At 62.6% G+C, this 14,602-nt stretch carries 8 protein-coding genes; 6 read left to right on the forward strand and 2 right to left on the reverse strand.

The annotated features are described in order from the left end of the window. Nucleotides 1-15 precede the first annotated feature (15 nt). Nucleotides 16-1,752, reverse strand: coding sequence for a sodium:solute symporter family protein (locus PXH66_RS22675; RefSeq protein ID WP_330929541.1), 1,737 nt, complete (start codon nt 1,750-1,752; stop codon nt 16-18). Between the two features lie 60 nt (nt 1,753-1,812). Continuing rightward, entirely contained in the window at nt 1,813-2,724 is a 912-nt protein-coding gene (locus PXH66_RS22680) for a sugar phosphate isomerase/epimerase family protein (RefSeq protein ID WP_330929542.1), read from the reverse strand. Between the two features lie 376 nt (nt 2,725-3,100). Here PXH66_RS22680 and PXH66_RS22685 point away from each other — a divergent pair, with 376 nt between their 5' ends. From PXH66_RS22685 to PXH66_RS22705, 6 genes are all read left to right on the forward strand, one after another. After that, on the forward strand, nt 3,101-6,310 hold the full coding sequence (locus PXH66_RS22685) for a TonB-dependent receptor (RefSeq protein ID WP_330929543.1): 3,210 nt from the start codon (nt 3,101-3,103) through the stop codon (nt 6,308-6,310). 32 nt (nt 6,311-6,342) lie between these two features. Continuing rightward, nucleotides 6,343-9,363: a lamin tail domain-containing protein gene (locus PXH66_RS22690; RefSeq protein WP_330929544.1), complete on the forward strand. Its 3,021-nt coding sequence runs from the start codon at nt 6,343-6,345 to the stop codon at nt 9,361-9,363. 15 nt (nt 9,364-9,378) lie between these two features. Next, complete coding sequence (locus PXH66_RS22695) at nt 9,379-11,250, forward strand: sugar-binding protein (protein WP_330929545.1); 1,872 nt, start codon at nt 9,379-9,381, stop codon at nt 11,248-11,250. A 132-nt stretch (nt 11,251-11,382) separates the two neighbouring features. After that, nucleotides 11,383-12,441, forward strand: a complete 1,059-nt coding sequence (locus PXH66_RS22700) for a LacI family DNA-binding transcriptional regulator (RefSeq protein ID WP_330929546.1) — start codon at nt 11,383-11,385, stop codon at nt 12,439-12,441. 188 nt (nt 12,442-12,629) lie between these two features. After that, complete coding sequence (locus PXH66_RS23260; protein ID WP_425609081.1) at nt 12,630-13,079, forward strand: energy transducer TonB; 450 nt, start codon at nt 12,630-12,632, stop codon at nt 13,077-13,079. Nucleotides 13,080-13,435: 356 nt separating this feature from the next. After that, entirely contained in the window at nt 13,436-14,533 is a 1,098-nt protein-coding gene (locus PXH66_RS22705; RefSeq protein ID WP_330929547.1) for a uroporphyrinogen decarboxylase family protein, read from the forward strand. The last annotated feature ends 69 nt before the right edge of the window (nt 14,534-14,602 follow it).

Here is a 14,602-nt window from a genome sequence, read left to right on the forward strand (position 1 = left end):
GGGGAGGAAGCAGGTTCAGGAAGTGGGCGGCGGGGCCTTCTGGCGCAGCATCCACGCCACCGCCCAGAGCGTGGCGGACACAAAGAGCACGCACCCGCGGCCGAGCCAGTCGCTGGGGACCAGCATCAGCAGCAGGATGACATGGCCGGCCCACATGACCGAGGAACCCAGAATCTTGCGTTGCAGCAGGCCGACCCGGGCCGACTCCGTTTCATGCGGGCCGCCCGTGGCGATCGGCGTGCGCGTCTTCAGGAAGAACGCGTCCACGCGTTGGCGAAAGGCCGCCGAACTGTGCCGGTAAAACGGGATGGTGCAAAGGATCGAGCCAATACCGGCCGCCAGCACGCCGAAGGTTTTTTCCTGCAGGGACCAGGGGTTGCCCATGGTGCTGGCCACGACCGACCAGGCGGCTGGAATCACGGCGCAGGCGAAACTGAAAAAGTAGGCCCAGCGCGGCAGTTGTTTCACCCAGGTGCCGACGAGGATCGGGATCGCGAGTGGAAACACGATCAGCACGTTGCCGGTGTAGGCCAATTCGAGGATGCCGATCGAACTGGCGTTGGCGTAGATTAGCGCGAGCGTGATCATCAGCCCGCCATTGATGCCCGTGACGACCTGGCCCATGCGCACTTCGGCGGCCGGAGTCATCGGATCATGACGGCCGAGTTTGCGCCGCAGGGGCTTGAGGATGTTGCGCACGAAGATGCCCGCCGTGTAGTTGAGACCCGTGTCCATGTTGCTCATGGTCGCGGCGAACAGCACGATGATCATCAAGCCCATCAGGGACCCCGGCAGCACGTGGCTGGCCGTGATCGCGTAGGCGGTGTCGGCGGGGTTGGAAACCTCGGTGTGGGCGAGCACCTCGGTGGCGTAGAGGAATCGAGCGACGACCGCCGGCACCATCCAGATCACCGCACCGATGATGACCGCGAAACCACCGAACAGTGCCGCCTTGCGGGCGGCCGTGCCGTCCCGGGCGGAAAGGAATTTGTGGCTCGAGAAAAAGCTCAGGTGAAACACCAGGGTGTTGAGCACCAATGCCGCGATGTAAGCGGGGGTGTATTGCTGGGCTTCCCCCGCGGTGGCGGCGGGAAACATGAAAACGCTGCCCCGGTCCACCAGCGCGTGCCAGTAGTCGATGAACCCATCCACGCCGCCGACCGCTCGTAACGAGAGGGTGAATACGATGAGTGACACCGGCAGAATGATCAGGCTTTGCAGAAAGTCGGTGCCCATCACTGCCCAGCGCCCCCCCATGGTCGAGTAGAGGGCCACGATGATGCCGAGCGCGACGATCATGGTGTTGGCCGGCAGGTCGAACATGGCCGAGCAGAAAATTGACAGCGCCCACAGCCACACGGCGCCGTTTTGAATGCCCCACAGAAATGAATAGTAGGAATTAAACTGCTCGACCTCGGGGCCGAACCGTTCCCGCAGGATGTCGGGCACGGTATAGGCCTCCGTCTGGCGGGCCCAGGCGGCGAGGCCGAAGAAACACACGAAGCTCGCAAAGGCGGTGGCGCCGTAGGCGATGAGCGGCACGGCCCCGGCCTGGAAGGCGATCGAGCCCATGCCAGTGAAGGTCATCGCACTGACATTGCTGATGACGAGACTGGCGCCGACGAGCCACCACGCCCCCAGACCGCCGCCGCGCACGAAGTTGCCCAGATCCTTGTTCAGCGAGCGAAATCGCCATCCGGTGATCAGCAAAAACCCGAAATAGACGAGCACGCTGATGTAAATCGAAGTCATGAAGGGAGGCGGAAAAGCGGGGCGAAAGGACGGGGGTGGGGTGATGAAATTTCAGTCCGCTCAAGCAGCCGCAGACTGAACCCGGGCGAACGCGGCCGTGACTTCGGCGTGGAAACGCGAGACGACCGCAACGGGATCATAAACTTCGCCGGCTTTGTCCAGTGTTTCGATCGGAAGATATCCGCGATAACCGGACTCGCAGACGATTTTCACGAAGCGATCCAGGTCCAACGGCACGGAACTGTCCTTGCCGAAGGGGCTTTCCTTGATCTGAAAATTCACGGTGTAGGGCATCACCTTGGCGATGTCGGTGTAGGGATCGGCCGGGAAGTTGCCGGTGTCGAGAATCACCCCGAGCCACGCGTGATCCACGCGTTCGACCATGTCGATGATATCGTCACCGGTGCGCAAAAAGTCGCCGTGGTTTTGCAGGCCGACCATGACACCGTATTGGGCGCCGAACTCGGCGCAGGTGCGCAGGTCCTCGGCCATCCACTTGGCCACTTCTTCGCGATCGGCCCCTGGTTCCTCGTGGCCGGCAAACACGCGCATCACGCTCGATCCCAGTTTGGACGAGGCGATGATCCAGGCTTTGGCGCGTTCGATGTCGGCGGCCCGTGCCTCCCGGTCGGGTGAGGCAAAGTTGTTGCGGATGCCCGTGCCGCTGATGCCCAGTCCGAGCTCGAACGCGCGTTGTTTGAGCGCGTGAATATATTCGTCGCTGGGCGCCACCGGGTAGCTGGGGAAATAGTAGCCGGTGGGGTCGATGGCATCGAAGCCGGACCGCGCCGTGAACTCGAGCAAGTCAAACAGCGTCATCTCCGGATCACTCCCATCGGCCCCGCGCATCAAACGCGGGTGAAATGAATACGCATTCAGGCTGGTCTTCAGTTTGAAGCCGGCAATGGGCTTGCGGATGAACCGCTCGGAATGGGCCCCGTGGGAAGGGGGAATGCTATCTCGGGATGACATGGCTTTTGGCGTGGGGGTTGTGGCGGCAGGACACCGATTTTGATGCCCTCGGAGCGTCCGGGAAATCGTGGGGTGGGGGGGGGGTGGGGAGGAATTTTCCCTGCGGTCGGTATCTGCGCTACAACTGCCGAGTGATCATCGTTGCGTAGCGTGTATTGCCCTCGCGTCGACCAACGCCTGAGTGCTCTTCGTCGATTGGGGTGATCGCGTGAGGGAGCCTTGATGAATCCCCCCATGGAATGCGGCGATTGCGTGGCGGCGCGGTAACGATTGCACGCCGCAACGGAGTGCGGTCCCTGCCGTCTGGCGTGATCGGGAGCGAAGCGACGAAGTGCGACGGTTCATCGATTCTTAATGGACCCGACTCACTCTGACCATGACACCTAGGACTCACTGCCAACGCCGTTCCCGTTTCTGCGCTGTTGCCCTCGCAACGTTGCTGACGGTCGCCTCCGCGCCCGCCGCCACCATTGGAGGCTACGTCTCCGATCTTGATTTCAACCTGCAACTCGAAGGTGCGCAGGTTTCGCTCGAACCGGGCGGCCGCGCCGCCTTCACCCGCCGCGGCGGTTTTTATACTTTTGCCGATATCGCTCCCGGCGAATACCGCCTGACCGTGCGCGCTCAGGGCTACCCGGCGCTCACCGAATCCATTACGATCGCCTCCGCGGCCGATGAGCGCTCGCTCGATTTTCGCTACTCCAGCGCGGAAGTCGTCGAACTCGAGGCCATGTCGGTCACCGGCACCGTGATCGGGCAGGCCAAGGCGCAAAACATCCAGCGCGCCGCCGCCAACCTCACCAACGCGATTTCGTCCGACGCCATCGGTCAATTTGTCGACCGCAACGCCGCCGAAGCCCTGCAACGTCTGCCCGGTGTGGCCGTGCAGGACAGCCAGGGTGAAGGCCAATTTGTCATCATCCGCGGCGCCGACCCGCAACTCAGCAACATCACGCTCGACGGTGTGGAAGTCGCCACGCCCGAGGAGGACGGCCGCCGCACCGGTCTCAACATCGTGACCGTCGATCAACTCGAGCGTATTGAAGTTTCCAAGACGTGGCTGCCCAACCAAAAAGGCGGCACGATCGGCGGCACGGTGAATCTCATCACCCGCAGCGCGCTCGATCGGGGGGAACGCTACGGCTCGCTCGAGGCCGCCTACACCCAGCACGACATCGCCGACGACGCGAGTTACCGCTTCAATGCCACCTACGGCGACGTGCTGCGCGAAAACGATCTCTCCTGGTTGGGCGAAAAGGAGATCGGCTTTCAGGTCTCGGTGAATCTCTCCGAGGACAACCGCGGCTCCGAAACGCTCACCGCCGCATGGGACCCCTCTCCCGCGCCGCTCCTGCAGGGCGACCCGGTGCTCGGCTTCGTGTTGCAACAAACCGACCTGCGCGACTTCCGCATCAAGCGCGAACGCACCGGACTCAGCGGTCGCTTAGAGTTCAAGCTCAACGACTTTCACCAGTTCTACGTTGCCGCTTCGCTCAACCAGTTCGACGACGACGAGACGGAGCAGGAATTCGGGCGCGCCGCCCGCACCAACGACTCCAACACCTACTCCGGCGCCCGTCGCCTCACCCCGGCCATCGTGGCCCAGCTCGGCCTCGATCCGAACGATCCTTTCAATGTCGACCGCATCAACACCATCGATCCCACCCAGGGCTCGCTGACCTACGCGGAAGCCATCGCGCTCGGCGACGTGGTCTACGACCCGGCGCTCAACCAGTGGACCTATTCCAAATGGGGCGCGACGGTGAATCGCAGTTTCCGCAACACGATCACCAGCGACGAGATTCTCACCTCCCAGGTCGGGGGCGAGCACCTCTTCTTCGACGCCCTCGCCGTCGATTGGAAATACTACGTCTCCGACGCCCAACAGGAGCGGGAGTCGCGCGGCATCAACCTCTCCGGTGCCGGCATCCTCATGACCCCGACCTCCGGCGGCGATCCCGAGCGTCCGCTCATCGCCTCGGCCGATCCCGCCGCGCCGCTGGATCCCAACCTGTATTCGATTTCCGAAGACAGCGCCTCCGGTCCCTACTACAATACCTCGCGCAGTAACGACGAGCGCAACGGCTTCGAGCTCGATGCCAAATACGACTTCGAGCTCTTCGGCCTCACCATGGTGACGGAATTCGGCACCGCCATGGACTTCCGCGACAAGGATTTTGCGGTGAACAACAACGACTACAGCAGCCCCCTCAACGCCTACGACGACGCGCTGTATCCCGACAATCGTCTGCGGCTTTCCGATCCCATTTTCTTCGGCGACGCCCTCGACGGATTCACCGCCAACTTCGGCGATGACTACGCCTACGGTCCCCAGTTTGACGAAGCCGCTACCCTGGCGTTCCTGCGCGATCCGGCTTCGGGTGGAGTTAACTTCGCCCAACTACCCAGTGAGTTGAATGGCAACTTCACCGACTCGGTCACGACCGACTACGCCGCGACCGAGGACGTGCTCGCCGCCTATTTCATGCAGCACTTCGAGCTCGGTCGCTGGCAATTCATCGCCGGCGTGCGGTGGGAGCACACTGAGAACGACTTCACCAATCTGCGTCTCGTGACGCGCACCGACGACGGTCAGTTCATCTCTCCCGCTTACTGGCGTTTCCTCGACGAGGACTTCTTCTCCGACCTCGTCACCACCTCCCGTGAATACGATCATTATCTGCCCGCGTTTCACGTGCGGCGCAACATCGGTGAGAGCCTCGTCCTGCGCGCCTCCTACACCAGCACGATTTCCCGGCCCACGTTTACCGATCTCGTGCCGCGCGAGGTTCCCGGCATCAGCGGTCCGCTCTACGGCACCAATCTCTCGCTGCCCAACTTCGATCTGGAACCGTGGGAGTCGGATAACTTCGACGTCTCGCTCGAATACTATTTCCAACCGTTGGGCGTGTTCTCCGTCGCCGCGTTCCTCAAGGAACTCGACGGTCCGATTTACACGGAAGTGCGCCGCGAAGTCGGTCCCAACGACGAGACCCAAATCTATGCCGAGCGCTACCGCAGTGACGGCCGCAACGTCTCGCCGTTTTCCTTCACCCGCCAAGTCAATGGCGGTCAGGGCGAACTGAGTGGCTATGAAGCCTCCTTCGCTCGTCGTCTCGACTTCCTGCCCGGTCCGCTGGAGCACTTCTCGATCAACCTCAACTACGCGGCCTTTGAGTCCGAGGTCGAGTTGGTCACCGAGGAACGTCTCGGCGAAGTCGTGCCGCTCTTCCGTCAACCCGACGAGACCGCCAACGTCTCGCTCGCCTACGAACAGGGACCGTTTTTCGCCCGGCTCAGCTTCAACCGGCGCGGCAAATACCTGAACAGTGTGCGCGGCGGCGTGACCGTCGAGGATCTCGCCGTGCTCGGCGAAGGTCCCGACGCCCTCGACACCTACGTCGACGGCTTCGACCGCATCGACCTCATCGCCCGTTACCGTTTTGGCGGCGGCGTGCAGCTCTTCGTCGAAGCCACCAACCTCACCAACGAACCGTTGGTCAGCTACCAGGGCACACCCGACCGCGTGGTCTCCGTGCGTTACACCAATCCCATCTACACCGGCGGCCTCAAATGGAACTTCTAAACTCCGCCTCCCAACCCTTACCGGCGCTTCCCATGAATCACGCATCGACTCGCGTCCGCCGCCTTTCCCGGCTGGTCGGACTTCTTCTCCTCGGCGGCACCTGTGCCGTCTCCGGCTTTGCCCAAGGCACTCCCGTCACGGCCTTCCAGGACAGCTTTGAAACGGACGGCTCCGGCTCCCGTTACCTCGTGGAAAACGGGGCCGACAACGGCGAAGCCGACTTCTTCGCTCGTCGCCAGGAATTCTCCAACGGCACCGTGGCCTCCGGCGGCACCGTCGACGGCGACTGGGTCTTCGGTGCCCGCGACATCGACAATGCCACCAACTTCACTTCATCCGTATCCGATTTGCTGGCACAAGAGGGTCGTCTCACCTGGACCGGCATCGACATCCGCGATCTGGGCAACGTGCGCGTCGACATTGCCGTGGCCGAGGGTGGGGAAGGGTTTGAGCCCAATAACACCATGCTCGTCGCGGTCCGCATCGACGGCGGCGAATGGATCAACATCGGCGGCTTCCGCTCCACCGGCACCAACGACGCCGCCCGCTACTTTGTGGGCGATGAGAACACCCTCACCGCGAGCACCGATACGCGCCTCGTGCCGGAGTTTGCCGACTTCAGTTGGGACATGCTCTACGCCGGTTCGACCCTGGATCTGCGTTTGACCTTCAACTCCAACGCCGACGCCGAGGACTACTACATCGACAACGTGCGCGTTATCGGTGAGCGCGGGGCCAACGCTATCGCCGCCACCGTGGCCCAGCCATCCTACGTCGAACCTGCCGTGGGTGAGTCGATTGCGACCGCGATCAACCTCACGCTGTCGAGCCCGGCCCCGGCGGGCGGCTTGGCAGTCGGCATCAGTGGTTCGTTCCTTCTGGGCACGACCACCGACTTGCCGACCTCCGTCACGGTGCCGGCCGGCGCCACCACGCTGAGCATTCCGTTCAACATCCTGCAGGATGAGCAATACACCGGCACCAAGGTGATCGAGGTCGACTTCGACGCCACCGGCTACGGCACCCGCCGTCTGCGGTTTCGCGTGGAAAACAACACCCCGCAGCCGCGCGTCGTCATGATGGAAATCATGAACATCGTGCCCGGCGTCACCGAGCTGGATCTGGTCGGTGATTCCAACGGAGACGGTATTCGCAACGCTTCGAACGAAGCCTTTGTGGAGATCGTCAATTTCGAGGATTTCCCGGTCGACATCTCGGGTTGGACGATCTCCGACGACCTCGGCACCCGGCACGAATTTCCCGAAGGCTCCGTCATCGGCGCCGGCCGTGCGCTCGTCGTCTTTGGCGGCGGCAACCCCACCGGCATCTTCGGTGGTGCCTCCGTGCAAACCGCGTCGTCGGGTCTGCTCGCCTTCAATAGCAATCGCCCGGAAGTCGCGACGCTGGTGGCCACACTCGGTGGATTTATCGAGACGGTCGACTTGCTGATCGACGGTGACATTTTCCCCATCGATCCCCGCGGTGGTTCCATCCATCGCTCGACCGGCGAAATCGGCGCTCCCTTCGCGGTGCACTCCACCATCGCCGGTTCGGAGAACCGACCCTACTCGCCGGGCACGCTGCCCAACGGCGAGCCTTACTTCGTGCCGGAAAACACCCTCAGTCTCACCATTGATCGTCCGGCGATTCTCGAAGACGCCGGTGCCAATGCCGCCACCGCGACCGTCTCGCTCGCGAGCCCGGCTCCGGCCGAGGGCCTCACCGTCATGATCGAGAGCAACGGCTTCACAATCGCGGATGACGGCTCGATCAACCCCGACGAGATCACGGTCGCATCCACCACCGTCGAAATCGCCGGTGGCGCGTCCTCGGCGACGTTCACCATCGGCGCCTTCGATGACGAGCTGCTCGACGGTGATCGCACCGTGCGCATCGTGGTGCGCTCCGGTCCCGACATCCTGCCGGCGCTCGCGCTGCTGGAGGTGCAGGACATCGAGCCGAATCCCTTCAACGTCATTATCAGCGAGGTCATGCCCATGGTGCTCGGCACCGGCACCGACCTCAACCGCAACGGCGTGCTCGAAGAAGTGGTCGGCGACAAATTCATCGAGCTGGTCAACATGTCCGGCTTCATCGTCGACATGTCCGGCTGGCAGATTCGCGTGAGCGAGACCGGCAGCTTCACGCCGCCGGAAATCGTGCACACGTTCCCGGCCGGTTCTCGCCTCAACGATCAGGGCGCCGCCGTGATTTTCGGCCGCGCCACCGAAGAAACGTTCGCGGCTCGCGACACCGTCTATGGCGGCGCGCTGATCCAGACCGCCTCCAATCCCGACGGCTCGCAGCGGGCCAATGGTCTCGCCCTCCAGCGCAATCAGGACACCACCATCGAGCTCCTCAACGTCGAGGGTTTCCGCGTCGCGGAATTTGCCTACGATTCCGATCTCGGCTACCAGGCGATGTCGATCACGCGGGCGCCCGATTTGAACGGGCCGCTCACGCTGCACCTCGCGGCGACCGGCGGTGAATTCCGCACCAACTCACCCGGCAACCGGGTCGACGGTTCGGCCTATGCCGTGGCGGGCGAAGCTCCGGCGGAAGAGGTGACCCCGGAGACCGCGCCGATCGCGGACGGACCCACCGTCGCCGCCGATCAGCCAGACCCGATCCCCGGTCGGTTCGTCAACGTCTCCACCCGCGCCTTCGTCGGCGTCGATGGCGAGCCGCTCATCACCGGTTTTGTGATCGAAGGTGAGCAATCCACTACGGTGCTCGTGCGGGCCATCGGTCCCGGCCTTGAACTTGTCGCTCCGGATTTCCCCAACGAGATCCAAGATCCGCAAGTCGCCGTCTACCGCGCCGCGGGAGCCGACGGCCCCGTGGAAATCCTGAGCAATGACGACTGGTCCGACGGACCCAACGCCGAGTTGCTGCGGCAAAGCTTCAGCGCCACCGGCGCCTTCGCGCTGGCCGAAGAAAGTCGCGACGCCGCGCTGCTCCTCAACCTCGCCCCCGGGGCTTACACCGTGGTGGTCACCGCTCCCGGTCAGGCCCACGGCATCGTCCTCCTCGAAGTTTACGAACTGCGTTAATCGCGCCCCAGCCTGATGAAAAAGTTAATCTCCCTCGCCGCGAGTTTCTGCGCGGCGGGTGCCCTCTTCGCTCACTCCGACCACGACCACGAATCCGATCGCGACGGTGCCGCCACCAACGGCTTTCCCACCGTCACGATCGATGTGGCCGAGGGCCAAAATCCGTGGACGAGCCTCGCGCTCAACAACGATCCGGCGAACTTCCAGTTTGCCATCATCACCGACAACACGACCGGCGGCCGCCCCGGCGTGCTGGAGGATGCGTTTAAAAAACTCAACTGGCTGCAGCCCGAGTTCGTCATGTCCGTGGGTGATCTCATCCAGGGTTACAGCGAAGATCGCGCGCAGCTGAAGTTTGAGTGGGACGAGTTCGAAGGCTTCGTCAGCAAGCTGGAGATGCCGTTCTTCTACGTCGCGGGCAACCACGACTACACCAACCCGGTGATGGCCGAGGTGTGGAAAGAGCGTTTCGGCGCGAGCTACTACACGTTTGTCTACCACGACGTGTTGTTCGTCATGCTCAACTCCAACGACGCCAAACGGCCCCACGCGATGACCCAGCCGCAAGTGGATTGGTTGGCCGCGGAGTTGGCCAAGCACCCCAACCCGCGCTGGACGCTCGTCTTCACCCACACGCCGTTGTGGAACTTCGCCGAGGACCGGCAAAGCCTCTGGCCGCAGGTCGATAAACTGCTCGAAGGGCGCAAGCACACCGTCTTCGCCGGCCATCACCACCGCTACGTGAAGGACGTGCGCAACGGCCGCGCCAACTACTACACGCTCGCGACCACGGGCGGCAGCAGTCAGCTGCGGGGACCGCGGTTTGGGGAGTTCGACCACGTCATGTGGGCGACCATGACCGACGACGGACCCATCCTCACGAACCTCGTGCTCGAAGGCATTCTGCCCGAGGATATTCGCACCGAGAAAAGCGAGGCCATGCAGCAGGCGTTGATCAACGACGACTCGCTCGTCGTGCAACCGATCATCTTCGACGAGGATCAGTTCCCCGGCGGCCGCACCGAATTGCGCTTCACCAACGACACCGATTTGCCGGTGACGCTCGAACTGGAGGTCGTGCAGACCGCCAACGTGCGCTTCGAAGGCGAGCGCCATCAGACCCTGCTCGTGCCGCCCAACGAAGTCGCGATCTCGTCCTACCGTTTCGACGCGGCCGATCTGTCGTTCGATTCCGGCCAGATCGCCGAGCTGCGGTGGAAGCTGAGTTTCGATCACGCCGGCGAGACCTACGACTTCGCCAGTCACGAACCGATCAACGCCATCCGCACCGAACCCATTCCCGCCGCGACCATCGCGATCGACGGCGATCTGACCGACTGGGCCGCGTTGCCCTACCGCTACGATGCGGACGCGTGGGTCTACGCTCGCAACCGGGTCTGGCACGGCCGCGATGACGGAGACTTCCGCTTCGGGGTCACCGCCGATGACGACTACCTCTACGTCGGCGTCGAGGTCACCGACAACGGCCGCTTTGCCGATGCGCATGCCCGCAACTGGGCGCAGGACAGCGTCACCATCGCGCTCGACTCGCGCCCGGCGAACATTCGCAACATCACCGGCCGCCCCGACCTCAACTATACGCTCGTGCCCGGCGACGAGCCGAATGCCGCCCGTCTACTCGGGGAGAACCGACTCCCCGAAGGCAGCCAGTGGAAAGTGCGGACCACCGCGACCGGCTACACCGCCGAAATTGCCGTGCCGGTGGCCTACCTCAGCCAGCAGGCGGGCGAGCTGTGGCGCGACGTGCGCGTCAATGTCATGATCGCCGATCGTGACCCGGGGGAGGATGGTCGCATCGGTCTGCGCTGGCAGCCCGAATGGGGCTCCGTGCGGGCGATCCCCGGTTCCGGCACGTTCCGTCGCTGACGGACCCAGAACCGCTGATTTCGCGGCTTTCCGGCGACAAAGGTGCGGCATTCCCGTTACATTGTCCCGCCGGGAAGTTCTCGAGATTGAGCGCGGGCGCCATCGGTTGTGAGCTGATGGCGTTCTTGCGTTATGAATGCCCAACCCACCCAACAAGACGTCGCCGCCATGGCGGGCGTGAACAAGTCCACGGTCTCGCGCGTATTGCGCGGCCGCCGCGATGTGGCCGTGGCCACGCGCCGACGCGTGCTCGATGCCGCCAAACAACTGGGTTACCGACTCGACCCTGCGTTGTCGCGCATCGCCGCCATGCGGTGGCGCAAACAGCACATGCACGCGGGCAATCGGATCGCGTTCGTCGAGTCGGAGCGTAGTGCGGATCATGAACGCTACTGGCGTGGGGTCAGCCGTCAGGCCGACCCCCTCGGTTACGGGGTGGATCGGTTCTGTTTGGACGATTATCACAGCGTGGCCTCGGTGGGCTCCATCCTGTTGACCCGCGGCGTGAAGCTCGTGGTGCTGGCCGGTTTCCCGTCCGCGAGCGCCCTGGTTGGATTTCCGACGCAATCGTTTCTCGCCGTGCACTGTGGTCCCACGGAACCGGGATTCCCCTTCAGTTCCGTGATGATGGACCTGCCTCGGGTCCTGTCCGAAGTCTGGACGACGGTTCGAAGGGCGGGACTCGTCCGCATCGGCCTGGTGCAATACCACTACTGTGAGTCTCACTACCGCAGTCTGCAGTTGGCCGGCACCTACCGGGCCCTGCAGGCGTTGGCTTCGGACCCCGTTGTGCCCACTTTACAGATACACGATAAAGCTCCCGGGGCAGCGATGCGCGCCCAGGCCGCGGGTTGGTTGCGCGAAACCGCGCCGGACCTCATCATCGTCGGATGCGATCTCGCCTCGGAACCCTTCGTGGAATTGCGCGAACGCGGCTTGGCGATTCCGCCCCTCGTCTCGCTGGCCACGGACCCCGAAGCGACGGGAATCGCGGGCTACACCCGGGGACTCGGCGAACTCGGCGCGCTGGCGGTGCGCCAGCTGCACCTGAACTACCTCGCCGGTGAGCACGTCGCGGCGCGATCGATGAACAGCCTCGTCGAACCCACCTGGCAGGATGACCACCTCCTCAGCAGCTCAATCGCGACATGGATCGACCAACACCCCCCGCCCGAACGCCTCATCGCTTGAGGGAAGAGAGAGGTGGTCGGTTTCCATCAGCCGCCGAAACAATATGCCAAGAATCAAGGATCGACCTTGTCTTCGCCCCCTCTTTTCGGGCCTTCCGGAACAAAGGACTGGACGATCCAGTCCATATACCAACGACCGCCGCGCGGTTTATCCATGTCTCATATACCGTGAACCGTTAGGCTAAGATTATGCGCTTTAAATTCGTATGCTTTGTAACCGCCGTCGCCATTTTGTCCGGTTGCGCCACGCCCAGCGCATCATCAACCGCCGACGGGTCAAAAGAAGCTTCGTCGCCACCCGATGAGGCGGTAGTGGACTTAGCTGATTGCACGTCGAAACCAGTCCCAACGCGTCAGCCGGCTCCTTTCTATCCGAGAAATCTCCGAAATGAAGGCGTTACTGGAATTGTATTTGTCCAACTGATAGTCGGCATGGACGGGCGAGTGAGTTCCGCTCGAGCCGTGCGAGCGAACCGGGAGGAATTCGCGCGTGCGGCAGAACAAGCGGTTGTGAAGTGGCTGTTTAAGCCGGGCACTGTGGATGGAAAACGGGTAGCAGTGCGCATGGAGGTTCCCGTTGGTTTCGGCATGTCCACGGAAGTTCCGAATCCGATTGGGACCAACATATTGAATAACTGAAATAGGGCCGGTAAAGATTTGTCGCTTGAGCGGAGCATTCTCCCACTCGTGCGATTCGCGGATGCTCTTGTCTGAAGCATCCATGGATTGGGCCCGTGGCACGAAAGAGTTTTTTGGTGTGGTTCTCCCTATTCGTGGCCAACCTCAGCTTGAGCTGACTTCAGGGGGGGAGGCAGGCCTGACTTTTAGAAATCACCAACGACGTTTTAGTTCGGGCTGGCAGGTCATTTTCGAAGCACTTTTTGACAAGTAACGAGCAGTGATGGGCGTCGACTCGCCGGGTGCCTATTTCAAGACTTCTGGCCTACCTTCGGCCCGGTGCCGTCGGCTGGAAAATTCGCCCAGACTCTCCTCTTATGACCAGCGATACTTTTCTCAATCTCGCTCGTTCCGGACACTGTGTGCCCATTGGCACGCATATGGTGTTGCACGAGCAACCTGATCCGGAGGCCATTGTCCTCGTTGGGGAACGTCTGGGCGGCGTCATCGCCGATACGGCCGCTCGTTTTAATACGCCCCTCGCGGTGCCGTTGATGGACCTGACGTTGGAGAAGGAAGCGTTGCTCACCGCCTGCGAAGTGCCAGCAGATGAAATCGGAAAATACCACTTCACGCAGACACCAAAGTATCCGGCGGAGGTGGCGCTGACGCCGCGCATGCAGGCGGCGTGTTCAGCGATTGGATACGTGGTGAAGCAACCCGATTTGTTTCCCGTGGGCATGTGCATCGGTCCGTATTCGCTGTTGACCAAATTGGTAAGCGACCCGATCACGCCCGTCTACCTGATGGGCATGGGCATGACGCCGAAAGACGAGCCGGAGATCGGCGTGTTGAACGACTTACTCGCGATGGGGGAGGACGTGATCAACCGCTACGTGGATGCGCAGATGGAGGCCGGGGCGAGGGCGGTGATCGTGTGTGAGCCGGCGGCCAACCTTGTCTATTTTTCACCCAATCAAATGGAGACTAATCCGGAACCGTTTGAGTTTTACGTGATGGCGCCCATGCGGCGTTTGGCGGCCCGACTTTCCGCCCGGGGCGTCGCGCTGGTGTTTCACGATTGCGGTGAACTCACGGACGCGATGGTGACCCGGTTTGCAACACTCGGTGCGGCGATGATGAGCCTGGGCAGCTCACGAAAGCTGGATCACGATGCGGCTTTGGTTCCCAAGGACACGGTGCTCTACGGGAACCTACCTTCGAAGAATTTCTACGCCACTCAACTCACCACGCAGGAGGTGGAGCGCCAGGGACGCGAGCTGTTGGAAGCCATGGAGGCGACCGGGCACCCGTTCATCCTGGGCACGGAGTGTGACGTGCTCAGTGTGCCCGGCAAGGAGCGGGAAATTCTTAGCAAAGTCGACGCGCTCCTGCGCTGTGGATGCGCCGCGCACCGCTCGCCCGACCAAACGTTGCGGGCGGAGAGGGTTTCCCCGGTTACGGCGGGTGGGTAAACCGAAGGAGGCTAGACCCCGGTCCGGTTCATGACGGTGCGGTGCGCTGCTTCGACGTGTGGTGGAACT

The organism is Synoicihabitans lomoniglobus (assembly GCF_029023725.1).
GTDB lineage: Bacteria > Verrucomicrobiota > Verrucomicrobiia > Opitutales > Opitutaceae > Actomonas > Actomonas lomonigloba.

What these genes read in the sequence shown, in the direction of transcription:
- PXH66_RS22675 (WP_330929541.1), bottom strand. Translation starts at nt 1,752, where the DNA reads ATGACTTCGATTTACATCAGCGTGCTCGTCTATTTCGGGTTTTTGCTG.
- PXH66_RS22680 (WP_330929542.1), bottom strand. Translation starts at nt 2,724, where the DNA reads ATGTCATCCCGAGATAGCATTCCCCCTTCCCACGGGGCCCATTCCGAG.
- PXH66_RS22685 (WP_330929543.1), top strand. Translation starts at nt 3,101, where the DNA reads ATGACACCTAGGACTCACTGCCAACGCCGTTCCCGTTTCTGCGCTGTT.
- PXH66_RS22690 (WP_330929544.1), top strand. Translation starts at nt 6,343, where the DNA reads ATGAATCACGCATCGACTCGCGTCCGCCGCCTTTCCCGGCTGGTCGGA.
- PXH66_RS22695 (WP_330929545.1), top strand. Translation starts at nt 9,379, where the DNA reads ATGAAAAAGTTAATCTCCCTCGCCGCGAGTTTCTGCGCGGCGGGTGCC.
- PXH66_RS22700 (WP_330929546.1), top strand. Translation starts at nt 11,383, where the DNA reads ATGAATGCCCAACCCACCCAACAAGACGTCGCCGCCATGGCGGGCGTG.
- PXH66_RS23260 (WP_425609081.1), top strand. Translation starts at nt 12,630, where the DNA reads ATGCGCTTTAAATTCGTATGCTTTGTAACCGCCGTCGCCATTTTGTCC.
- PXH66_RS22705 (WP_330929547.1), top strand. Translation starts at nt 13,436, where the DNA reads ATGACCAGCGATACTTTTCTCAATCTCGCTCGTTCCGGACACTGTGTG.